The sequence below is a fragment of the Parvibaculum sp. genome, assembly GCF_039680535.1.
Taxonomy (GTDB): Bacteria; Pseudomonadota; Alphaproteobacteria; order Parvibaculales; family Parvibaculaceae; genus Parvibaculum.
Map to the genome: position 1 here is coordinate 38,617 of NZ_JBDKSS010000006.1, position 22,877 is coordinate 61,493.

A 22,877-nucleotide genomic window follows, 5' to 3' on the forward strand; every position below is an offset into this window, starting at 1 on the left:
TCTATTTCTTTCCGTTGCCTTCGAAGGGCCGCATCGCGAAACGGCGCTGGTTTTCGGCAAAGGCCGCCAGCCGCTCTTCGGCAAGCGCAAACACGCTGCCCGGCGTGAACTTGCCGTCCGGCCCACGCGTGCCCGCCGGCTTGCCCATGAGAAGCTCGACGCCCTCCTCGATGCGCTCCACGGGATAGATCGCAAACATGCCGCGCTCGACCGCATCGACAACGTCCTGACGAAGCATCAGATGCTTCACATTGGCCGCCGGGATCAGCACGCCCTGATCGCCCGTAAGCCCGCGCCGCATGCAGATGTCGAAGAAACCCTCGATCTTGTCGTTGACGCCGCCGATCGCCTGCGCCTCGCCGAGCTGGTTCACGGATCCCGTGACCGCAAGCCCCTGCGCGATCGGCACTTCGGCAAGCGCGGAGATCAGCGCATAAAGTTCCGCCGAAGAAGCACTGTCGCCGTCCACACCACCATAGGATTGCTCGAAGACGAGGCTCGCGCTCATTGAGAAGGGAATCTCCGGCAGGAAGGTCGCCGAGAGATAGCCGGAGAGAATGAGCACGCCCTTGGAGTGAATGGGCCCGCCAAGCTCCACCTCACGCTCGATATCGAGAACGCGCGAGCCCCCCATGCCCATGCGCACCCGCGCGGTGATGCGGCTCGGCCGCCCGAAGGAAACAGAGCCCATGGAGAGCACGGAAAGACCATTCACCTGACCGATGACGGAGCCCTCGGTATCGATCATCACGATGTCGCGCGTGATCATTTCGAGGCTGCGCTCGCGCAGGCGATCGGCTCGCGCGATCTGCGCATCGACGGCTTCGTCTATATGCTTCGCGGAAATGCGCGTCGCATCGTCTCGCCGCGCCAGAAAATCCGCCTCATGCAGCAGGTCGGCAATCGGCCTCACCGCGGTCGAAATCTTTTCCGCGTCTTCCGCAAGGCGCGAGGCCCGCTCGATGACGCGCCCCACGGCCGATTTGTCGAGCGGCAGGAGTTCTTCCTTCCGCGCGAGGCCGGCCAGAAGCCGCGCATAGAGAATGTCGTTTTCAGGCTCCCGGTCGAATTCGTCCTCGAAATCGGCCGCCACCTTGAACAGCTCGCCGAATTCCGGATCGGCATTCGAGAGCACGTAATAGAGGTAGCGATCGCCAAGAAGGATGACCTTGACGTCGAGCGGCACCGGATCGGGCTCGAGCGACACGGTGCTGACAAGGCTCAGGAACTCGCCCGGCGACTCGATCACCACCTTGCGCCGCCGAAGCGCGCGCTTCAGCGCATCCCAGGCCAGCGGCTCGCGCAGGATTTTCAAGGCGTCGATCAGCAGATAGCCGCCATTGGCGCGGTGAAGCGAACCGCTCCGGATCAGCATGAAGTCGGTGATGAGCGCACCCATCTGCGGCATGTGCTCGACGCGGCCGACGAGATTCTGAAGCGTCGGATGATCCTCATAGACGATGGGCGCGCCGCCGCCGATATAGCCGCCCGCATCGGCAACAACCGGCTCCGCTGCCTGCCAGGGCGAACCGCCCGGACGCCGTTTGAGATCGTTATTCTCGACGATCACATTGACTTCATAGCGTCGGAAAGGATTGAGTGCGCCGAAAGGCACCGGCTGGCCCTGCACCAGAGCCTGCGTCGCCAGCGCCATCTGCTGTTGCTGCTGGTCGCCGGGGCTCGCGAAGATGGCGATGTTCTCGATGAGGTCGCCCGCCACCGAGGCAAGCCACTCGCGCACCACGGGCATGGTGTCGAAGCGGGTCCTGATATCGCGCATCGCCTGCTCGACGAGCTTTTCCGCCACCTCGCTGTTGAGCTTCTGGATGCGGGCGCGATGCTCCTTCTCCCATCCGGGAATATGTTCGAGAACGTCGGCCAGCTCTTTCTGCAAGCCCTGTACTGTCATCTCGATGCGCTTGCGCTCGGCCTCGGAGAGCTTGCTGAACTCATCGGGCTTCAGCACTTCGCCCTCGCGGCCATGGCCGTGATGAACCGGCGCAAGCGCAAAGCCCGCAGGCGTGCGCAACAGGGCGATGCCTTCGCCTGCCGCCTTGTCGCGCAGCGTCTCGAAAGACTGCTCCTGCCTGTCGCGATATTCCTCGTCGATCGACTGCCGGCGGTTCTGATATTCCTCGCTGTCGAGGACCGCGGGCACCGTCGCCTTCAGCTCCTCGACGAGCCGTCCCATGCCTTCTTTCAACAGACGCGCCGAGCCCGCCGCCATCTCCAGCATGATGGGCTTGTTGGGCGCCTGAAAGTTGTTCACATAGGCCCAGTCGGACGGCGCCTTCTGCTGCGGTGCGACGGTGGCGAGGAAGCGCGTCACGGCTTCGTGCTTCCCGGCGCCATCCGGGCCGAGCACGAAGAGGTTGTAGCCATAGCGCTTGATGCCGGTGCCGAACCTCAGCGCATCGAGCACGCGCTCCTGCCCGATAAGGCCCGGCAGTTCCTCAAGTTCCGCCGTCGTATCGAAGGTGAACTGCGAGAGGTCGCAAGCGCGATAGAGGAGATCCACCGGGATCGGATCGACAGCCATGCTCTTCCTTTGTCGCCTTTTGCTCGCCGCAGCGGAATGCGGCACTTGTCTTATCGGGCGAATTCATTCGGCGCCGAGTCTAAGTCTATCCCTTCCCCCGGGCAAACCCCCACCCTCTTCGCACTCCATGATGACAAGGCGCCGACCGCGCCTTAAGTTTCAACCTTTCTGAAATGGGACAGATCATGGCCGAGCCGACCCGCAACAAGACTGGCAAGCCGCTCAAAACGCCGCGGGCCTGGCAGCGCATGTTGAGCGGAAGACGGCTCGACCTGCTCGATCCCTCGCCGCTCGACATCGAGATCGAGGACATCGCGCATGGCCTTGCCCGCGTCGCGCGGTGGAATGGCCAGACGAGCAGCGACCACGCCTTCACCGTCGCCGAGCACTGCGTCCTCGTTGACGACATCTGCGCCCGTCTCCGGCCCGGCTGGCCGAAGCGCTGGCGGCTCGCGGCGCTTCTCCACGACGCGCCGGAATATGTAATCGGCGACATGATCAGCCCCTTCAAGGCGGCGCTTGGCGTCGACTACAAGGCGTTCGAGCATCGCCTTGCCGCCGCGATCCATCGCCGCTTCGGCCTGCCGCCCGAGCTGCCCCAATCCGTCGAGGACCTCATCAAGCGCGCCGACAAGGCTTCCGCATTTTTCGAGGCGACGCAGATCGCGGGCTTCGAGGATCAGGAAGCCGCCGAGATATTCGGCCGCCCGAGGGGCCTCACGCCCTTTCGCCTGAAGCCACTGCCGACGCGCGACGCACAGGCACGCTTCCTCAAGCGCTTCGCCGAACTGTCCCGGGACTGATGCCGCGACGCAAACTCGCGCCGTCGCCGATTTGTCAAAAAGCACGTAAACAAAGGCATTCCAGGGGTGCTTTTCACGAATCTGTGCTATTGTCAGCACATGATTTACGTAAGCCCACTCAGTGCCGTTACCGAGGCGATCCGGACCGTCCGTCCGTCGCACCTCGTAAGCCTGCTCGATCCCGAGAGCATGATCGACACGCCGGAAGGCATCGCCCGCGAACGCCATCTGCGCCTTTCGGTCAACGACATTGCCGAGCCAAACGACCTGCTCGTCTCGCCCAGCGAGGCGCATGTGTCGAACCTCATTTCCTTCGTTCGCGAGTGGGATCAGCAGAGCCCGATGCTGGTTCATTGCTGGGCGGGCATCAGTCGGTCGACGGCGGCGGCCTTCATCGCGCTCTGTACACTGAATGAAAACCATCCCGAGGACATGCTGGCCCGCCTTGTCCGGGCGCGCGGCTCGCATGCACATCCCAACAGGCTGATGGTTCGCATTGCCGACGATCTTCTCGGCCGTCAGGGCCGCATGCGCGCGGCAGTCGAGGCGCTCGGTCCCGGCCGCGCAACCTGGGAGGGAGAACTCTTCGCCATTCCCGTTCATCCAGATCGGCAGGCCCCATGACATCGACCGAGCGGGACGCCGCATCCTCGAAGCCTCAGCTCTCATACAGCGCCATGCTGGGAACCGGGCTTGCGGGCAAGGCCGTCATCATCGGCCTCAATGCGGCAATCGTCACCGTCTCGGAGGAGGAGCCCAAGATTCTCGTCGTGCCCCAGGCGGCCGAGCGCTCCAATACCGCCGGAAGCTGGGATGCCCTGCCCTTCGGCCCCTTCGACCCGCAAAAGCATCGCACGCTCGAAATCGGCCTTCGCGACTGGGTGCAGGAGCAGACGCATCTGGCGCTTGGCTATGTCGAGCAGCTTTACACTTTCGGCGATCGCGGCCGCCACGCCCTCGAGGTCGAGGCGCCGGGCGAGCATGTCGTTTCCGTCGGCTATCTCGCCTTGACGCGAACCCATGATGGCGAGCTTTCGGGCGCCGCCTGGCGCGACTGGTACGAGCATTGCCCGTGGGAAGACTGGCGGCAGGGCAAGCCCGCGATCATCGAACAGGTCATCGCGCCGCTGCTGCGCGAATGGGCCTCGCATCAGGCAGAGGCCAGCGACGACGAACTCACGCGCGGTAAGCGCCGCGACCGCATGCGCCTCTGCTTCGGCCTCGATGGCGTACCGTGGGACGACGAAAAGGTGCTGGAGCGCTATGAGCTTCTTTATGAGGCGGGTCTCGTGCGCGAGGCGGCGCGCGACGGGCGCCCCAACGCCATCGCTCGCGGCGGCGCGAACGATCCCGTCCTCGGCCGCCCGATGCAGTTCGATCATCGCCGCATCCTTGCGACGGCCATGAGCCGCCTGCGCGCCAAGCTCAAATATCGCCCCGTCGCCTTCGAGCTGATGCCGCCGACCTTCACTCTGTTCGAATTGCAGAAGACGGTCGAGGCACTGCTGGGACTTCACGTCCACAAGCAGAATTTCCGCCGCCTCGTCGAGAATGCAGGTCTTGTCGAACGCACCGGGCGCATGACGACGCGCACCGGCGGACGCCCCGCCGAGCAGTTCCGCTTCCGCCGCGAAGTGCTGAACGAGCGTCCCGCCCCGGGGTTGCGGCTCGCACCTTCGAAGAGCCGCGCGAACTCCTGAGCCTTCCTCGCTGGCCGTCCACTTCATCCGCAGCTATGCTTTTCCATCCTTGAGGGGGGATGGAATGGAATTCTTCTCATTACTCGCGCTCGGGCTTTTCGGCTGGTTCATCTGGATCACGGTGTCGACGGCCACCGCACGATCCCGAATTAACGCGCTTGCGCGCGAGGTCGCCTCCCTCAAACACGATTTGCAGCAGTCGAGAGCGCCGTCGGCCGAAGCTGAGAAGACGACCGGCGCCGAAGGTCCTGTCGCGGTTGTGGCGCCGGAAGAACCGGCCGTCGAAGAGCCACATGCTCAACCGGGCTGGGGCGTCGCGCCGCCCGCAGCCGTACCCCAGCCCGCCGCGCCTGTCAGGCCCGTTGCCGCGAGAGAGGGTTTCGAAAAGGCCTTTGGCACGCGCTGGACCGTATGGCTCGGCGGGGTCGCAATCGCCCTCGGCGCTATCTTCCTCGTTCAATATTCCATTCAGAGCGGCTTTTTCGGTCCCGGTGTCCGCATCGCGTTAAGCGTATTGCTGTCGGCAATATTGCTGGCAACAGGCGAGTTGATGCGGCGCCTTCCCCACATCGCGCCGCTGCCGCAGGACAGAGCCGCGCAAGTGCCGCCGATCCTGACGGCTGCGGGCCTCGTCGCCGCATATGCGACGACATATGCCGCCTACGCCCTCTACGGCATGATCGGCCCGATGGCCGCATTCGTCCTTCTCGGCCTTCTCTCCGTTGCGGCGATGCTGCTTGCCGGATTGCACGCCAGCTATGTCGGCGCCATCGGCCTCATCGGCAGCGTGCTCACGCCGGCGCTGGTGCAATCCGAAAGCCCCAAGCCGGAGACGCTGTTTCTATATCTGACCTTCGTGCTCGGCACTTCCATCGCGACAAGCGACATAAGGTGTTGGCGCCGGCTCGACGCAGCGACGCTTGCGGCGAGTGCCGTCTGGCCCGTGCTCTGGATCGCCGGGCCGTGGCAGCCGGGTGACGAGCTCATTATCGGGCTTCACCTGCTCGCCCTTTATGGCTTCCGCCTCTTTCTCAACCTCGGCCAAACCAGCGAAAAGGCAGACATGGAGGCTCGAAGCCCCCTGTCGGCCGGGGCACTGATCCACGCGAGCGCCATCTTGACCGGCCTCTTCGTCATCGCGCTTCTCGACATGGGCCATGACAGTCCGGCAGCCCTCGCAATCCTCGCCATTTATGCGGGTGGATCGGTCGGAGCGGCGTGGGCGCGCGAGAAGTTTCTGCCCGCGGTCGCCGTGTCGGCGCCGATCGTTATTGCAGGCATTGCATTGTGGTCGATCCCGCTCGGCAAGTGGATGGCCGAGCCTGACTTCTGGTTCACGCATTTCCTCGCGCAGACCCTGCCGCCGGATCAGGTCTCCGCCTTTCTCCGGGCTTCGTCGGTTGCCGGAGCGCTCTACGCCATCGCCGGATATGCCCGACTTGCCTCAGGGCATCCGCACAGAACATGGTCGCTGGCTTCCGCCTTCACGCCTCTCGCCCTTTTTGTCGTTGCCTATGCGCGCATGACGGGCTTTGCGCAGGAAGCGCCATGGGCAGGCTTGGCGATCGGCCTCGCCATTCTTTCCGGCGCGGTCACGCGGCAAATGAGCCTGCGTTTGAACGAGCCCGGATATGAAACCGCAACCGGCGCCTATGCGGCCGCAACGGTCGGCTTTCTCGCCGCGGCCTGCGCCATCATCCTCAGAAATGAATGGCTGACGGTCGCGCTCGCACTTCTGGTGCCGGGTCTCGGATGGGTGCGGAGCTACCTGCCGCTGCGCATGCTTGGACGGCTGGCCATCGTGCTGGCAGGTGTCGTCATTGTACGGCTGATCTTCAACCCTGCCCTGCTCCATTACGACATTGGAGAAACGATCGTCTTCAACGCGCTGCTTTACAGCTATGGCGCACCGGCGGCTTTCCTCGCATTGGGGGCCTGGCTCTATCGTCGTCTTGCGCTGAGCGAGATCGCCGATCCGCTCGAAGCAGCCGCCATCCTGCTCGCCGTGGTCCTGTGCAACCTCGAGATCAACCACGCCTTCGCGCAGGGTCACGCCTTCACATTGACCGGATACGATCTTGCCCAGAACGGCGCGCATCTGATCGTCTGGCTCCTCGGCTCTCTCCTGCTCTTCAGGCGCTACATGGGCATGCCACGCGTCCATTACCGCACCGGAGCGACCATACTGCGCGTTCTCTCCTACATTCTGCTGTTCATCGGGTTGACCGTCCTCAATCCCCTGATCGACGACGAGCCGATAACGGAGCCGCTGTTCCTCGACAGAATGCTGCTTGCCTATTTCCTGCCGGCCCTGCTGGCCGCCGGCTATTCAGCGCTTGCTCACCGCGACGGCCAGCGCCGCCTCGCGCTGATCATGGCCTCGTCTTCGTTCATCGCCGGCTTCGCCTATTACTCGCTGGAAGTGCGCCGCCTGTTCCATACGGGAAGCATCGCCCTTTCGGCGGCACCGGGTTCGGAAGCCGAGAGCTACGCCTTCTCGGCTGCATGGCTTGTTCTTGGCGTCGCGCTTCTCGCCGCCGCCTTCTTCACCCGCTCCCAAATGGTGAGACTCGCTTCGCTTGCCGTTGTCATGCTGGTGGTCGCCAAGGTCTTCATCCTGGACATGGCGGGCCTCACCGGCATTCTGCGCGCGGCCTCGTTCCTGGGCCTGGGAGGGGCCCTGATCGTCATCGGCCTCTTCTACCAGAAGATCGTGTTCCGTAATCCGGCGGAGGGCTGATTTTGCCCCCGGGATGTCCCGGGCCGACCCGCTTTCTGACAGAGAACCGCTTTCCCGGCGGATCGGCCCTTGAATCCGCCTGTCGCGATCCCTTCATATTCGGTGTTGACCGCGGCTAATGCTCAGCCGTAGCATATCCCCAGATCGCAAACCGGCCCTGTAAGGAGGTGCCGGCGTTTTTGATCCCAATAATATGCTCACAATGAGCATAAAGGAGGCAGGGATGGCCCTCGCAGGTGAAATGCAGCGCGACACGGCGGTTCGCAAACCCGAACCCCGCAAGTTCAAGCAGCTCGAGATGCCTCATCTCGAGTACACGCCGGGCCTCGCCAAGGAGATGGCGCCGCTCTACGAGAAGGTGAGCCATGTCATCCCTTCGATCGAATGGCCCTTCTTCGCGCCCTATATCCACGCCATCAACAAGCTGAAGAAGGAGCGCGGCGCCGTCCTTCTCGCCCACAACTATCAGACGCCGGAAATCTTCCACTGCGTCTCCGACATTCGCGGCGACTCGCTGCAGCTCGCCAAGGAAGCCACCAAGGTCGATGCCGATGTCATCGTCCAGTGCGGCGTCCATTTCATGGCCGAGACGTCGAAGCTGCTGAACCCGGAAAAGACCGTCCTCATTCCCGACATGCGCGCGGGCTGCTCGCTTGCCGAGTCGATCACGGGCGCCGATGTGCGCCTGCTGCGCCAGCGCTATCCCGGCGTGCCGGTCGTCACCTATGTGAACACGTCGGCCGAAGTGAAGGCCGAGAGCGACATCTGCTGCACCTCGTCCAACGCACTGAAGGTGGTCGAGAGCTTCGGCACCGACCGCGTGCTCTGCATCCCCGACGAATATCTCGCGAAGAACATCGCCAAGCAGACCAAGGTGAAGGTCATCGCCTGGAAGGGCCATTGCGAAGTGCATGAGCGCTTCACGCCGGAAGAGCTGCGCCAGTATCGCAAGGACGATCCGAACATCGTCATCATCGCGCATCCCGAATGCCCGCCGGAAGTCGTGGCGGAAGCCGATTTCGCCGGTTCGACCAGCGGCATGATCTCCTGGGTGAAGGAGCACAAGCCTGCCCGCGTCGTCATGGTCACGGAATGCTCGATGAGCGACAACGTCGCGGTCGAGAATCCGGACGTCGAATTCGTGCGCCCCTGCAATCTCTGCCCGCATATGAAGCGCATCTCGCTCAAGAACATTCTCGAAAGCCTCGTCTATATGCGCGAGGAAGTGACGATCGACCCCGCCATCGCCGCGCCCGCTCGCCGGGCCGTCGAACGGATGATCAATCTCGGGAACTGACGCGCGCAGCTTCGCGCATGAGGGGCCCAAGCCCATGTCCCATGTCAATGCAATGGATGCCGGCGATGTTCTCATCGTCGGCGCAGGTCTTGCCGGACTTTTCACGGCCCTGAAACTCAGCCCCCGCCCGGTCACCGTGCTGGCCGCCGCGCCGCTCGGCGACGGCGCGTCGAGCGCCTGGGCGCAAGGCGGCATCGCCGCCGCCGTGGAGCAAGGCGACACGCCGGAATCCCACGCGGCGGACACGGTCGCGGCAGGCGCAGGCATCGTCGATCAGGCTGTGGCGCTCTCCATGGCCAGGGAGGCGCCCGCCCGCATCGCCGACCTGCTGAGCTATGGCGTTCCCTTCGACCGCGATCTCGAAGGCCATCTCGCCGTGGGCCGCGAGGCCGCGCATAGCCACCGCCGCATCGTGCATGTTCGCGGCGACCGTGCGGGCAAGGCCATCATGGAAGCGCTCATCGCCACCGTGCGGCAGACGCCTTCCATCACCGTGATCGAAAACTACTCCGCCTATGAACTCGCCATGGCCGGCAATCGCGTCGCCGGCGTTTACGCGCGCAATGTCGCGACCGGCGAAAGCCGCCTTCTCACCGCCCGCGCGACCGTTCTCGCGAGCGGCGGCGTCGGCCAGCTCTATGCCGTGACCACGAACCCGCCCCAGGCGCGCGGACAGGGCGTCGCGCTTGCGGCCCGCGCGGGCGCCGCGATCGCCGATCCCGAGTTCGTGCAGTTCCATCCGACCGCCATCGCGGGCACGCGCGATCCGGCGCCGCTCGTTACCGAGGCGTTGCGCGGCGAAGGCGCAATCCTGATCGACGAGACGGGACGCCGCTTCATGCCGGCCATTCATCCCGATGCGGAGCTTGCGCCGCGCGATATCGTCGCCCGCGCGATCTTCCGCGAAATCGCGGCAGGCCACACCGTCTATCTCGACACGCGCGCCGCCGTAGGCGCGCGGTTGCCCGATGCATTCCCGACGGTCTACGAGAATTGCGTCGGCATGGGCATCGACCCCGTGCGTGACCCGATCCCCGTCGCGCCCGCCGAGCATTATCACATGGGCGGCATCAGCGTGGATGCGACGGGCCGCACCAGCCTCGACAGTCTCTGGGCCTGCGGCGAGGTCACGTCGACCGGCGCGCATGGCGCAAACCGTCTCGCCTCCAATTCGCTCCTCGAAGCCATCGTCTATGGCGCACGCATCGCGGAGGACATTGACGGACGCGAGCTTCCCGCCGTTGAAGGCGAGATCAGCCTGCCGAAACTCTCCGGCGGAAATGCGAGCCCGGCGGAACTCGTGAAGCAGCTTCGCCGCGTCATGACGGATTGCGTCGGTGTCATCCGCAACGGCGAAGGCATGGCTCATGCGCTGGCCGAGATTGCCCGCCTCGAAGCGGAAGCCGGCGAGACAAGCCTCTTCGTCAACATGACGACCACCGCCCGCCTCATTGCGGCAGCCGCGCTGGCACGCGAGGAGAGCCGCGGCGGACATTTCCGCAGCGACTTCCCTGAACCTCGCGAGGCGTGGCGCCACCGCACTTTCATCACGCTGGCGGAGGCGGATAGGATCGCCGCCGATGCATTGAACAGGACACGCAAGGCGAGCGCTCAAGCATGACCGCACTGGAACTCGAACCCCTGCCCTCGATGCTGATCGAGCCGGCGGTCAAGGCTGCACTGCTGGAAGATCTCGGCCGTGCGGGCGACATCACGACCAATGCGACGATCCCGGCAAGCGCCAAGGCGCGCGTCGTCATCCGTGCGCGCGAGGATGGCCGCATCGCGGGCCTTGATTGCGCCCGCACGGCCTTCCGCCTGATGGACCATTCGCTGAAGATTGCCGTGCAGAAGCCCGACGGCACGGATGTCCTGCCCGGCGATGTCGTCTGCGCCATCGAAGGCTCGGCGCGCGCGATCATCACCGGCGAGCGCGTCGCGCTCAATTTCATGGGGCACCTTTCGGGCATCGCGACGGCCACACGCGCCATTGCACGCGCCATCGAAGGGACCAAGGCCCGCATCTGCTGCACGCGCAAGACGACACCCGGCCTCCGCGCGCTGGAGAAATATGCTGTGCGCGCGGGCGGCGGACAGAACCATCGTTTCGGCCTCGACGATGCCGTCCTCATCAAGGACAACCACATCGCCGTCGCAGGCGGAATCACCGCCGCCATAGAGCGCGCCCGCGCCCATGTCGGCCATATGGTCAAGATCGAGGTCGAGGTCGATACGCTCGACCAGCTTCGCGAGGCGCTCGCCGCCAGGGCGGAGCTGGTGCTCCTCGACAATATGACCCCCGCCCAGCTCCGCGAGGCGGTCGATCTGGTCGCCGGCCGCGCGATCACCGAGGCGTCAGGCCGCGTGACCGTCGAAACCGCGCCCGCCATCGCCGCGGCAGGCGTCGACCTCATTTCCTCGGGCGCCATCACCCATTCGGCCAAAACGCTCGATCTCGGCCTCGATTTCGACAGCCTGACCGCCTGATCTCAGCCCACCGCCCGTAACGGTGTTTCCCGGCCCTCAGCAGGCGCATGACGCGGCTTCGAGGCCAGATCGATAATGGGCCCCTCGCGCATCCCACCTCCCCCCGGGCTTTCTATTCGCCTTTGAGGCCGCAACCTGACTAGGATGCGGTCTATTAAAACCAGAAACGACCACTTGGGAGGTATTATGGGAAGCGCTAACGGGCGTAAGTCCATTTTCATCACGGGCGCCGCATCGGGCATGGGCCTCGAAACGACCCGGCTCTTTAACCAGAAGGGCTGGTTCGTCGGCGGCTATGACGTGAACGTCGAAGGACTGAAAAAGCTCGAAGCCGAACTGGGTGCGGCGAACTGCATCACCCGCCGCCTCGATGTCACCGACAAGAAGGACTATGAGCAGGCGCTGGCCGAATTCGGCGCCGCCACCGGCGGAAAGATGGACGTTCTTTTCAACAATGCAGGCATCGGCGCGGGCGGCTTTTTCGACGAGCAGCCCTTCGAGGATGTGCTGCGCGTCGTCAATGTCAATTTCATCGGTGTACTGAACGGTATTCATTCCGCCATCGGTCTTCTGAAGGCGACGCCGAATTCGATGTGCTTCACCACATCCTCTTCCTCCGCCACCTATGGCATGCCGGGGATCGCCGTCTATTCCGCAACGAAGCACGCGGTGAAGGGACTGACCGAAGCGCTCTCGATCGAATTCCGCCGCTATGGCGTGCGCGCTGCCGACGTTCTGCCCGGCCTCATCGACACGCCGATCCTGCCGCCAGGCGCTGCCGCAAATGCGCCGAAGGAAGGCATCTTCCGCGCCATTCCGCCGGTCGAGGTCGCCAAGACCGTGTGGGAGGCTTATGGCTCCGACAAACTCCATTGGTATGTGCCGCCGGAACTCGTCGAGCTGGACAAGGCGGCAGGCAACACACCGGAACTTGTGCGCGAGCAGCTTGCGACCACAGGGCCCATTGCCGACATGCTGAAACTCGCCGAGGAAGCCGCGAAGGCGGGTTGAACCCTTCGGTTTGCAACAGCCGGAAACGACAAATGGCGGAGCCCGAGGCTCCGCCATTTTTCAATCTGCCGAGAACCAGCCGTTACGACGGATTGGAATCGCTGTCGTCAACCGTGCGGTAGAAAACGTGCTGCCCGATCTTCGCGACCTCGACCATACGCTGCGCCCAGTTCGGGTTCACATAGCTCGCATGATAATAGGTCGCCGGCCCGACGATGCTGCTGCGCACCCTGCCCGACAGCACGTAATGCGCGAGGCGCTGCGATTTACGCCATGCCACCGGATCGCGCGGACGGTCCAGATCGCCGTTGCAGGCGAATGAGAACTGGCACTGCTTAGACTTCTGCCCCTGGAAGACGACGCCGCAGATGCTCGCCGGATAGACGCCCGACATTACGCGATTGAGTATCACCTCGGCGACGGCGAGCTGCCCGATGGCGCTTTCGCCACGCGCTTCGAAGTAAATCCCTTCGGTGAGGCAGCGGCGTTCTTTCTCGAGATCGCGCAGATCGATCTTGATCGCGGGTTTCAGTGGCACCGCATTCTCGACAAGAGACGATCTGGAATTGGACGGGCGGAAAACGGCGGGAATGGCGACCGATGCGGAAGCGTCGCCATCGAGGCTTGCCGGAACGACGCGCGCGCCTTCCGGCTTCGCATCGGCAACCAGCTTCGCGCGGGCAATGACGGGAAGCGCCTCAGTCGAGGTGATGCTGGTGAGAAGCGTGGCGGACACCACGGTGATGCCGATAAGGCCCACCGTGACATGCAGAGCACCAGAGATGATGTGGCTCGCATCGAGCCACTCGAGAAGTTTACGCATCGTTCTCCAATCCGACCGCTTTGTTGTTCAATCAGTCCTCGGAGCGCATCGCTTGCGCGATTTGCCGTCAGCCCCCCATTGGGCGTTACCGAGATACTGCGGACAGCGCCGACAGTACGTGCCAGAGCCCGATGCCATCCCGACACCTGGGCATTCACACACTTAACAAGTTCCGCCGAAGTAGCACACACGAAACGGGGCGACAACCATTTCATTGCTGTGCCCCAGCGACATTCCGCTATGTCATTGTGTTTTCGTGGCTTTTTCAGGGAAATAAATCGGAAAATAGGGCCGGTTTGCCGGCTTTTTCGCGATCTGAAGTGCCGATCGACGCATTTCGCGCATTGATGCGCAGACTGATTCAGGCACAACTGCGGCGGAAAAAAGGCACCCGGAAGCGAAGAAAAGCATGGGGCCCAAGCATCTTTCCGCTGCGTCACACCCCCATAGAGCAATCATGCTTGAAAAATCGGTTTTGAATTTTTCTCGGTAACTATTCTGTGTACAAATTATCCTTATACGTGACATTTAAACTATTATTCGCATACGGATATATTTATGCCGGCTTAGCCACCCCCTCGGTGCCCCGGCCGACGCGATCACGGGAAGGGTCCGGGCGCCCGTCCGAGGCAACGAAAAAGGGGGCCTTTCGGCCCCCTCAAATCGTTAACGCAATCGTTAAAATGCCCGGTAAATCGGCCTTTCAGAGGCCGCCGCCCTCATTCGTGGCCGGCATTGGCGGCGACCGAAAGGGCCGCCTGGGCCGCCGCGAGGCGGGCAATGGGCACCCGGTAGGGCGAGCAGGAGACGTAGTTGAGCCCGACCTCCTCGCAGAAGGCGATCGAAGCCGGGTCGCCGCCATGCTCGCCGCAGATGCCAAGCTTGATGTCGGGGCGGGTCTTGCGGCCCCGCTCGGCTGCGATGCTGACCAGCTCGCCCACGCCTTCGGTATCCAGCGAGACGAAGGGGTCCTGCGAAATGAGCTTCTTCGCCATGTAGTCGTTCATGAAATTGGCCGCGTCGTCCCGGCTGATGCCATAGGTCGTCTGGGTCAAGTCATTGGTACCAAAGGAGAAAAACTCGGCCGATTCGGCGATCTGCCCGGCCAGGAGCGCGGCGCGGGGCAGCTCGATCATGGTGCCGATCTGGTAGACCAGGCTCACACCCTTCTCCTTTTCGACCTCGGCGGCCACGCCGACGATCTTCTCCTTCATCATGTCGAGTTCGCCCTTCATCGAGACGAGCGGGATCATGATCTCGGGCATGACTGCCTCGCCGGTCTCCTTGGCAGCCTCGATGGCGGCCTCGAAGATCGCCCGGGCCTGCATTTCGTAGATCTCGGGATAGGTGATGCCAAGCCGGCAGCCGCGATGGCCGAGCATGGGGTTGAACTCGTGAAGCTCCTGAACGCGGCGGGCGAGCTTGTCTGCCGAAATGCCGGTCACCTCCGAAACCTGGGCGATCTCTTCCGCCGTCTTGGGCAGGAACTCGTGGAGCGGCGGGTCGAGCAGGCGGATCGTAACCGGCAGGCCCTTCATGATGACGAAGAGCTGGCGGAAGTCGTCCCGCTGCATCGGCAGGATCTTGGTCAGCGGCTCGCGGCGACCCTTGGAATCGTCGGCGAGGATCATCTGGCGGACGGCAACGATGCGCGTCTCGTCGAAGAACATGTGCTCGGTGCGGCAAAGGCCGATGCCTTCCGCGCCGAACTTGCGCGCCGTCGCCGCGTCGAGCGGCGTTTCGGCATTGGTGCGCACCTTCATGCGACGGTGGCTGTCGGCCCAGGCCATCAGCGTGGCGAAATCGCCCGAAAGCTCCGGCTGGAGCATCGGCACCTCGCCCTTGATGACCTGACCGGTCGAACCGTCAACCGTGATGATGTCGCCCTTCTTGATGGTGACGCCCATGACCGTGAACTGCTCGGCCTTGTAGTCGATGCGGATCGAGCCGACGCCCGAAACGCAAGGCCGGCCCATGCCGCGCGCAACCACCGCCGCATGGCTCGTCATGCCGCCGCGCGTGGTGAGGATCGCGACTGCCGAATGCATGCCGTGAATGTCTTCAGGGCTCGTCTCGATGCGGACGAGAATGACATTGCGCCCGTCGCTCTTGGCGGCCGCCGCTTCGTCGGAAGAGAAGACGACTTCGCCCGATGCCGCGCCCGGCGATGCGGGAAGGCCAGTCGCGATGACTTCGCGCGGCGCGTTGGGATCGAGCGTCGGATGGAGAAGCTGGTCAAGCGCCGCGGGATCGACGCGCGTGATCGCCGTCTTCTCGTCGATAAGCCCTTCGCCCACCATCTCGACCGCGATCTTCAGCGCGGCCTTCGCCGTGCGCTTGCCCGAACGCGTCTGGAGCATCCAGAGCTTGCCGCTCTGCACCGTGAACTCCACGTCCTGCATGTCGCGGTAATGCTTCTCAAGGCGTTCGAAAACGGCTGTCAGCTCGCCGAAGACTTCCGGCATCGCCTCTTCCATCGAAGGCTTCGTGTCCTTCGATTCAAGACGCGCCTTCTTCGTCAGCGATTGCGGTGTGCGGATGCCCGCCACCACGTCCTCGCCCTGCGCGTTCACGAGAAACTCGCCATAGATGGCGCGTTCGCCAGTTGAGGGATTGCGCGTGAAGGCAACACCCGTGGCGCTCGTCTCGCCCATATTGCCGAAGACCATCGCCTGCACGTTGACGGCGGTGCCCCAGCTTTCGGGAATGTTGTGCAGGCGGCGATAGGTTTCCGCGCGCGCATTGCGCCACGAGCCAAAGACGGCGCCGATCGCGCCCCAGAGCTGCTCGTTCACATCCTGCGGGAAGGGGCGGCCAAGCTCTTCCGCGACGCGCGCCTTGTAGCGCTCGATCACGGCGAGCCAGTCTTCCGCCGTCAGATCGGTGTCGAGTGAGCGCTCATGCTCTTCCTTGTAGTATTCGAGTATCTCTTCGAAATTGTGGTGATCGACCTCAAGCACCACGTCCGAATACATCTGGATGAAACGGCGATAGCTGTCGAAGGCGAAGCGACGATCTCCCGAACGCTTGGCGAGACCTTCGACGGTCACGTCATTGAGGCCGAGGTTCAGAACCGTATCCATCATGCCCGGCATCGAGGCGCGGGCGCCGGAGCGCACGGAGACGAGAAGCGGGTTCGCCGCATCGCCGAATTTCGCGCCGACCGTCTTGCCGACATTTTCGAGCGCGGCTGAAACCTGACCTTCGAGCTCGGCCGGATAGTTGCGGTCGTTGGCGTAGAAGGCGGTGCAGACTTCCGTGGTGATGGTGAAGCCGGGAGGCACCGGCAGGCCAAGATTCGACATCTCGGCGAGGTTCGCGCCCTTGCCGCCAAGGAGATTGCGCATCGAAGCCGCGCCTTCCGCCTTGCCGTCACCGAAAGAATAGACCCACTTCTTATCAGCCATATCGCTTACGCCTCTGGTTGGCCTTCTACATTACCACTTTCGTCATGGCCCGCTTCATGCGGGGCATCCACGTCTTTCTTCGGAAACGCGCTCAACGAAAAGACGTGGATGGCCCGGACAAGCCGGGCCATGACGGACATATCTTGTCGAGCCTACCCCTCGACCTTCGAAAAATCCGCAACCTCATGCAAAGCTGCACGGATGAGCGAAAGCAGGCGGAGCCGGTTCGCGCGGACTTGCGACTCGTCCGCGTTCACGGTGACCTTGTCGAAGAAGGCGTCGACCGGCGCGCGCAGGCGGGCCAGCGCCGTCATCGCGGCGGCGAAATCCTCGCGACCGATGGCGTGGGTCGCCTCGGCGCGGGCTTCCTCGATGCGGTCGAAGAGGTCGCGTTCCTCACCCTGCTTGAACAGGGCCGGATCGGGCTCGCCGCCGTAAGTCGCCTTGTCCTTTTTTTCCTCGATATTGAGGATGTTCACCGCGCGCTTGTAGCCGCTGAGCAGATTCTTGCCGTCCTCGGTGCCGAGGAAATCGGACAGCGCCTCGACGCGCTTCACGATGAGGACGAGATCATCCTGCGGCTGGCCGAGTTCGTTCAACGCGAAAACAGCATCGACGAGATCGTGCCGTGCGCCACGGTCGCGGAGGTAGACCTTCAGGCGATCAGCGAAGAAGGAGAGGAGGTCCTGGCCATTCGCACCGAACAGACGCAGCAGGTCGATGCGAATGCCGCTCTCGAGAATGATACGAATAACGCCCAACGCGGCGCGGCGGAGGGCATACGGGTCTTTCGATCCCGTAGGCTTTTCGTCGATGGACCAGAAGCCCGTCAGCGTGTCGATCTTGTCGGCGAGCGATACGATCTTGCCCAGCGCCGAAGCAGGCACGGCGTCGGAGGGGCCGACCGGCGAATAATGTTCGGCAATCGCATCGCCGACGTCGTCGCCCAACCCGTCAGCCTTGGCGTAGTAGCCGCCCATCAGGCCTTGCAGTTCGGGGAACTCGCCCACCATGCCGGAGGTGAGATCGGCCTTGGCGAGACGGCCCGCGATTTCCGCCTTCACGGGATCAACGCCCGGAATGACGGCGGCAAGCTCGCGCGAAAGCTTCGCGATGCGTTCGGCCTTTTCGCGCACCGTGCCGAGCTTTGCCTGGAAGACGACTTCTTCGAGCTTGGGCAGACGGCTTTCGAGCGTCGCTTTCTTGTCCTGCTCCCAGAGGAAGCGGGCATCGGAGAAACGCGCGCGCAGCACGCGCTCATTGCCGTTGACGATGGCCTCGCCGCCATCCTCGGCGATGAGGTTCGAGATGACGATGAAGCGCGGCGCGAGCTTGCCGGCGTCATCCGTCAGCGCGAAATATTTCTGGTTCGCGCGCATGGTGCTTGTCAGCACTTCCTGCGGCACGGACATGAACTGATCGTCGATCTTGCCGATGAGCGGCACTGGCCATTCGACAAGGCCGGCGACTTCCGCGAGAAGCGCCTCATCCTCGACGAGATGAAGCCCCGCTTCCTGCGCGAGATGCAGCGCGCCTTCATGGATGGCGGCGGCGCGCGCGGCGGGATCGAGCATCACATGATGATCATGCAGCTTCTGCCTGTAGTCCGCGAAGGACGACACGGCAAAAGAGCCCGCGCCCATGAAGCGATGGCCGCGCGTCATGTCGCCGGAGCGAATGCCGTCGATCTCGAAAGGCACGACCTTGCCGTCGAGAATGCAGAGAATGGAATGCAGCGGACGCACCCAGCGCAGCGTGCCCGTGCCCCAGCGCATCGACTTCGGCCAAGGGAAAGAGCGCACCACATCCGGCACGATCTCGGCGATGAGATCGGCGGTGGCGCGGCCCACGCGTTCGGTGATGGCGACATAGAAGGCGCCCTTCTTGTCCTCCTGCACCGTCGCCTGATCGATGGAGGACAGACCCGCCGCGCGGAGGAAGCCCTGAATGGCCTGATCCGGCGCGCCGACCTTGGGGCCCTTGCGCTCTTCCTTCACGTCCGGCGTCTTCTCCGGCAGCCCGTCGATGACGAGCGCGAGACGGCGCGGCGTCGCGAAGGCCTGCGCCTTTACGGCCTCGACACCAGCGGCCTTCAGCGCGTCTGTGACGAGACGCGCAAGATCCTCGCTCGCGCGCTTCTGCATGCGGGCCGGAATTTCTTCCGAGAAAATTTCGAGAAGCAACTCGCTCATGCCCATGCCTCAATTGTCTTCGTCATTGCCGGGCCGACGCGAAGCGTCGTGACCCGGCAATCCAGGGCGTCGAACTCCGAGCGTGTGGCTCTGGATACCCGGGTCAAGCCCGGGCATGACGAACCATAAAGGCTGAAAAACTCGCTCATTATTCGGCGCCCCCTGCCGGCGTCTTCAGCCAGGCTTCGGCGCAGCCCTTGGCGAGCGCGCGCACGCGGCCGATATAGGCCTGACGTTCCGTGACCGAGATCACGCCGCGCGCATCGAGCAGATTGAAATTGTGGCTGGCCTTGATGCACTGGTCATAGGCAGGCAGTGCGAGGCCCTTGTCGAGCAGCGAGGCGCATTCCTTCTCCGCATCCTCGAAATGGCGGAAAAGCATTTCCGTATTCGCATGCTCGAAGTTATGCGCGGAGAACTCGACTTCGGCCTGATGGAAAACGTCGCCATAGGTTACGCGGTCCGCGCCCTGCGCACCGTTGAAATCGAGGTCGTAGCCGTTATCGACGCCCTGAATATACATGGCGAGGCGTTCGAGCCCGTAGGTCAGCTCGCCCGCGACCGGGTTGCAGTCGAAGCCGCCGACCTGCTGGAAGTAGGTGAACTGCGAGACTTCCATGCCGTCGCACCAGACTTCCCAGCCAAGACCCCATGCGCCGAGCGTCGGGCTCTCCCAGTCGTCCTCGACGAAGCGGATATCGTGGTTCTTCGGGTCGATGCCCAGCTCGTAGAGGCTCTGCAGGTAAAGCTCCTGCAGATTGTCCGGGCTCGGCTTCAGGATTACCTGAAACTGGTAATAGTGTTGGAAGCGGTTGGGGTTCTCGCCATAGCGCCCGTCGGTCGGACGGCGCGAGGGCTGCACATAGGCCGCCTTCCAATGCTTCGGCCCGAGCGCGCGCAGCGTCGTCGCCGGATGGAAGGTACCAGCGCCCATCGACATGTCGTAAGGCTGGAGAATCACGCAGCCCTGCCGCGCCCAATATTGCTGGAGCGTCAGGATGAGGGACTGAAAAGAGTGGTCGCGCTTCGCGGTCATTGTCGCCCGTGCATTCAGCTTCCGGTTCAAACCCGGTGAGACCGGCGGCAGAGTACCGCTAGGCGGGCGCAAATTAGCGGCATGGGCCCATTAGGGTCAAGCAAGCCGCCCTCTTTGCCCTTCCCCAGCGTGACGCGGGCCCCCGGCACCTCCTATAGTCGCCCGGATCGGGGCTTGTTCGAGGCCCTGACGGTCGCGGGGAGGACATGCGCGTGGCGGATATTCTGATCGGCAAGAGCGGCACGAAGTCCGAGATTCTCCTGCTCGCCCGCGCCAACCGCCACGGTCTCGTCACCGGGGCGACAGGCACCGGCAAGACCGTGACCCTTCAGGTGCTGGCCGAGGGCTTCTCCAATGCGGGCGTGCCGGTCTTTGCCGCCGACATCAAAGGCGACCTTTCGGGCCTCAGCCAGCCCGGCGACGGCAAACCGCCCTTCGTGAAGCGGGCGCAGGAAATCGGCGTCGAATATGTGCCGGACCGCTTCCCGACGATCTTCTGGGACGTTTTCGGCGAAGAGGGCCATCCCGTCCGCGCCACCATCTCGGAAATGGGGCCGCTGCTTCTCGCCCGCCTGCTCGATCTCAACGACACGCAGGAAGGCGTGCTCAACATCGCTTTCCGGCTCGCGGACGAACAGGGCCTGCTGCTCCTCGACCTGAAGGACCTGCGGGCGATGCTGGCCCATGTGGCGGAGAATGCCGCCTCTCTCGGCGCCCAATACGGCAATGTCTCGAAGCAATCGGTCGGCGCGATACAGCGGCAATTGCTGGTGCTGGAAAATCAGCGCGGCGGTGAATTCTTCGGCGAGCCCGCGCTTGAGATCGCGGAGCTGATGCGGACCGACCGCGAGGGACGCGGCGTCGTCAACATCCTCTCGGCGACGAAGCTGATGGACAATCCGCGTCTTTATTCAACCTTCCTTCTCTGGCTCCTGTCGGAACTCTTCGAGGAATTGCCGGAAGTAGGCGATCTCGACAAGCCGAAGCTCGTCTTCTTCTTCGACGAGGCGCATCTCCTTTTCGACGATGCGCCCAAGGCGCTCGTCGACTCGGTCGAGCGCGTGGTGCGGCTCATCCGCTCCAAGGGCGTCGGCGTTTTTTTCGTCACGCAGAACCCGCTCGACGTTCCCGATCAGGTGCTCGCCCAGCTCGGCAACCGCATCCAGCATGCGCTGCGCGCCTTCACGCCGCGCGACCAGAAAGCGGTGCGGGCGGCGGCGGACACCTTCCGCCAGAACCCGGCCTTCAGCACGGAAGAGGCCATCATGTCCCTCGGCGTCGGCGAGGCGCTCGTTTCGACGCTCGACGCCAAGGGCTCACCAAGCATGGTCGAGCGGACGCTCATCGCGCCGCCCTCGAGCCGCGTCGGCCCGGCGACGGACGCGGAGCGCCAGGCGATCATCGCCGCGAGCCCGCTGCGCGGCCGTTACGACCAGCCAATCGACCGCGAGTCGGCCTATGAGATGCTGCAAAATCGCGCCGACCGAGACGGCGCCCCGGCGACAGGCCGCTCCGCCCCCTCAACCTCCGTGCCGACGAGCGGACCCTGGGACAACGAGCCCGCAGAACCGCGCAAGCAGGCGCCCGCGCGTGGACGCCAAACCATGTCTACGACTGAACGGGTGGTCACGAATATGGCCTCGTCCGCCGCGCGTTCCATCGGAACGCAGATCGGCCGGGCGATCTTCCGGTCCATTCTGGGCAGTATGACGAAGCGCTGAAGCCCCGCGGGGTTTTAACGGCGGCCGTTATAGCTATCCGGCACGTAGAGCCCGTCTTCGGTTTCGCGCAAGGTGCCGAGATCGCGCGGCTCGCCGCTGCGGGCGCGCGCCTTCACCATGGCTTCGCGCTGACGCTCGGCGGCGCGGAGAACCGACTTGTAGGCCGTATAGCAGGCCGCCATGAACACGGCGGCAAAGACGAGCTTGCTCATCGCCTTCGTCCTCATTCCAGGCCGCTCAACTGCAGGCCTTGTCATATTAAAGTCCAAAACGCCGCCAAAGGGAACGGGCTTCGATCGCTGCGAGAAATCCCTGCGCCAATCCGACGCCGAGTCCGACCGGCTCCGAAGCGCCGAAGCCCTTCGAAAGGCCAAAACCGCGCCGCCAGAAGGGTCTTCGTCCGCCGATGACCTTCAACCGGACGTTCTCGCCGTATTTCTCCCTCATTACACTCCTGATGTCGCCCAATCCGTCGATCAACCCACGGTCGAGCGCCGCCTGGCCCGCCCAGAACTCGCCGGTGAAGAGACCTTCCGCCGGATCGACGAGACGGCCGCCACGGGCCTTGCGAACGAGCGCCTTGAAATTCTCGTGCACTTCCTGCTGAAGCGCTTCGAGCCGGGCCACATCTTCAGGGTTCTCCGGCTTGAAGGGATCGAGCATCGCCTTGCTCTCGCCCGCCGTATGCACGCGCCGCTCGACGCCCAGCTTTTCGATGAGGCCGGTGAAGCCGAAGCCGGAGGAGACGACGCCGATGGAACCGATGATCGAGCTTTCATCGGCATAAATTTCGTCCGCCGCGCAGGCGAGCATGTAGCCGCCGGACGCCGCCACGTCTTCCGCGAAGGCATAGACGGGCAGCTCCTTCTCCTTCGCCAGCGCCCGGATGCGCTTGTAGATGAGCGAGGACTGCACAGGCGAGCCGCCGGGCGAATTGATGACCAGCGCCACCGCCTTCGCGCCCCTCGTCTCGAAAGCCCCTTCGATGGGCCCCACGGCGGAGGCGAAATCGATGCCGCCACGCAGCGGCACGGACATGCCGATCGGCCCATTCAGCTTGACCACGGCAATGGTCACGCGCGGGCTCCATTCGGGGTCGAGACGCTTGCGGAAGGCGGCGG

General features: G+C 63.8%; 16 protein-coding genes. 9 read left to right on the forward strand and 7 right to left on the reverse strand.

The features are described from left to right. Position 1: 1 nt before the first annotated feature. Positions 2–2,539, reverse strand: coding sequence for an AAA family ATPase (locus ABFC66_RS03930; RefSeq protein WP_346739658.1), 2,538 nt, complete (start codon positions 2,537–2,539; stop codon positions 2–4). A gap of 185 nt (positions 2,540–2,724) precedes the next feature. Between ABFC66_RS03930 and ABFC66_RS03935 the strand changes: the two genes are divergently transcribed. From ABFC66_RS03935 to ABFC66_RS03970, 8 genes are all read left to right on the forward strand, one after another. Next, positions 2,725–3,342, forward strand: coding sequence for an HD family hydrolase (locus tag ABFC66_RS03935; RefSeq protein ID WP_346739659.1), 618 nt, complete (start codon positions 2,725–2,727; stop codon positions 3,340–3,342). A 99-nt stretch (positions 3,343–3,441) separates the two neighbouring features. Beyond that, positions 3,442–3,966, forward strand: coding sequence for a protein-tyrosine phosphatase family protein (locus tag ABFC66_RS03940; RefSeq protein WP_346739660.1), 525 nt, complete (start codon positions 3,442–3,444; stop codon positions 3,964–3,966). A 53-nt stretch (positions 3,967–4,019) separates the two neighbouring features. Then, positions 4,020–5,042, forward strand: a complete 1,023-nt coding sequence (locus ABFC66_RS03945; RefSeq protein WP_346739677.1) for an NAD regulator — start codon at positions 4,020–4,022, stop codon at positions 5,040–5,042. A gap of 64 nt (positions 5,043–5,106) precedes the next feature. Further along, positions 5,107–7,782 carry a DUF2339 domain-containing protein gene (locus tag ABFC66_RS03950; RefSeq protein WP_346739661.1) on the forward strand — a complete coding sequence of 892 codons (2,676 nt, stop codon included), beginning with the start codon at positions 5,107–5,109 and terminating at the stop codon, positions 7,780–7,782. Between the two features lie 223 nt (positions 7,783–8,005). Beyond that, positions 8,006–9,079, forward strand: coding sequence for a quinolinate synthase NadA (gene nadA, locus ABFC66_RS03955; RefSeq protein ID WP_346739662.1), 1,074 nt, complete (start codon positions 8,006–8,008; stop codon positions 9,077–9,079). Between the two features lie 34 nt (positions 9,080–9,113). Next, entirely contained in the window at positions 9,114–10,700 is a 1,587-nt protein-coding gene (locus ABFC66_RS03960) for an L-aspartate oxidase (RefSeq protein WP_346739663.1), read from the forward strand. Next, entirely contained in the window at positions 10,697–11,566 is an 870-nt protein-coding gene (gene nadC / locus ABFC66_RS03965) for a carboxylating nicotinate-nucleotide diphosphorylase (protein ID WP_346739664.1), read from the forward strand. Before ABFC66_RS03960 ends, nadC begins: the two co-directional genes overlap by 4 nt. Positions 11,567–11,752: 186 nt before the next feature. Further along, positions 11,753–12,577 (forward strand): SDR family oxidoreductase, encoded by an 825-nt coding sequence (locus ABFC66_RS03970; RefSeq protein ID WP_346739665.1) that lies wholly within the window; start codon positions 11,753–11,755, stop codon positions 12,575–12,577. Between the two features lie 82 nt (positions 12,578–12,659). Here the strand turns inward: ABFC66_RS03970 and ABFC66_RS03975 are convergent, their stop codons facing one another. The 4 genes from ABFC66_RS03975 to ABFC66_RS03990 all read right to left on the reverse strand — a co-directional run bounded on the left by ABFC66_RS03975 (position 12,660) and on the right by ABFC66_RS03990 (position 20,035). Next, positions 12,660–13,400: a cell wall hydrolase gene (locus ABFC66_RS03975; RefSeq protein ID WP_346739666.1), complete on the reverse strand. Its 741-nt coding sequence runs from the start codon at positions 13,398–13,400 to the stop codon at positions 12,660–12,662. Positions 13,401–14,119: 719 nt separating this feature from the next. Continuing rightward, positions 14,120–16,807: a pyruvate, phosphate dikinase gene (ppdK, locus tag ABFC66_RS03980; protein ID WP_346739667.1), complete on the reverse strand. Its 2,688-nt coding sequence runs from the start codon at positions 16,805–16,807 to the stop codon at positions 14,120–14,122. A gap of 152 nt (positions 16,808–16,959) precedes the next feature. Further along, positions 16,960–18,999, reverse strand: coding sequence for a glycine--tRNA ligase subunit beta (glyS, locus tag ABFC66_RS03985; RefSeq protein ID WP_346739668.1), 2,040 nt, complete (start codon positions 18,997–18,999; stop codon positions 16,960–16,962). 148 nt (positions 19,000–19,147) lie between these two features. Beyond that, positions 19,148–20,035 (reverse strand): glycine--tRNA ligase subunit alpha, encoded by an 888-nt coding sequence (locus ABFC66_RS03990; protein WP_346739669.1) that lies wholly within the window; start codon positions 20,033–20,035, stop codon positions 19,148–19,150. Positions 20,036–20,247: 212 nt separating this feature from the next. On the opposite strand from ABFC66_RS03990, the gene ABFC66_RS03995 reads away from it, so the two are divergent. Then, positions 20,248–21,756 carry a helicase HerA-like domain-containing protein gene (locus ABFC66_RS03995; protein ID WP_346739670.1) on the forward strand — a complete coding sequence of 503 codons (1,509 nt, stop codon included), beginning with the start codon at positions 20,248–20,250 and terminating at the stop codon, positions 21,754–21,756. A gap of 14 nt (positions 21,757–21,770) precedes the next feature. On the opposite strand, the gene ABFC66_RS04000 is transcribed toward ABFC66_RS03995, so the two are convergent. Then, positions 21,771–21,968 (reverse strand): hypothetical protein, encoded by a 198-nt coding sequence (locus tag ABFC66_RS04000; protein ID WP_346739671.1) that lies wholly within the window; start codon positions 21,966–21,968, stop codon positions 21,771–21,773. Between the two features lie 46 nt (positions 21,969–22,014). Then, positions 22,015–22,877: S49 family peptidase (locus ABFC66_RS04005; RefSeq protein WP_346739672.1), on the reverse strand; the 863-nt coding region annotated here is incomplete at its 5' end.

What these genes read in the sequence shown, in the direction of transcription:
- ABFC66_RS03930 (WP_346739658.1), bottom strand. Translation starts at nt 2,539, where the DNA reads ATGGCTGTCGATCCGATCCCGGTGGATCTCCTCTATCGCGCTTGCGAC.
- ABFC66_RS03935 (WP_346739659.1), top strand. Translation starts at nt 2,725, where the DNA reads ATGGCCGAGCCGACCCGCAACAAGACTGGCAAGCCGCTCAAAACGCCG.
- ABFC66_RS03940 (WP_346739660.1), top strand. Translation starts at nt 3,442, where the DNA reads ATGATTTACGTAAGCCCACTCAGTGCCGTTACCGAGGCGATCCGGACC.
- ABFC66_RS03945 (WP_346739677.1), top strand. Translation starts at nt 4,020, where the DNA reads ATGCTGGGAACCGGGCTTGCGGGCAAGGCCGTCATCATCGGCCTCAAT.
- ABFC66_RS03950 (WP_346739661.1), top strand. Translation starts at nt 5,107, where the DNA reads ATGGAATTCTTCTCATTACTCGCGCTCGGGCTTTTCGGCTGGTTCATC.
- nadA (WP_346739662.1), top strand. Translation starts at nt 8,006, where the DNA reads ATGGCCCTCGCAGGTGAAATGCAGCGCGACACGGCGGTTCGCAAACCC.
- ABFC66_RS03960 (WP_346739663.1), top strand. Translation starts at nt 9,114, where the DNA reads ATGTCCCATGTCAATGCAATGGATGCCGGCGATGTTCTCATCGTCGGC.
- nadC (WP_346739664.1), top strand. Translation starts at nt 10,697, where the DNA reads ATGACCGCACTGGAACTCGAACCCCTGCCCTCGATGCTGATCGAGCCG.
- ABFC66_RS03970 (WP_346739665.1), top strand. Translation starts at nt 11,753, where the DNA reads ATGGGAAGCGCTAACGGGCGTAAGTCCATTTTCATCACGGGCGCCGCA.
- ABFC66_RS03975 (WP_346739666.1), bottom strand. Translation starts at nt 13,400, where the DNA reads ATGCGTAAACTTCTCGAGTGGCTCGATGCGAGCCACATCATCTCTGGT.
- ppdK (WP_346739667.1), bottom strand. Translation starts at nt 16,807, where the DNA reads ATGGCTGATAAGAAGTGGGTCTATTCTTTCGGTGACGGCAAGGCGGAA.
- glyS (WP_346739668.1), bottom strand. Translation starts at nt 18,999, where the DNA reads ATGAGCGAGTTGCTTCTCGAAATTTTCTCGGAAGAAATTCCGGCCCGC.
- ABFC66_RS03990 (WP_346739669.1), bottom strand. Translation starts at nt 20,035, where the DNA reads ATGACCGCGAAGCGCGACCACTCTTTTCAGTCCCTCATCCTGACGCTC.
- ABFC66_RS04000 (WP_346739671.1), bottom strand. Translation starts at nt 21,968, where the DNA reads ATGAGCAAGCTCGTCTTTGCCGCCGTGTTCATGGCGGCCTGCTATACG.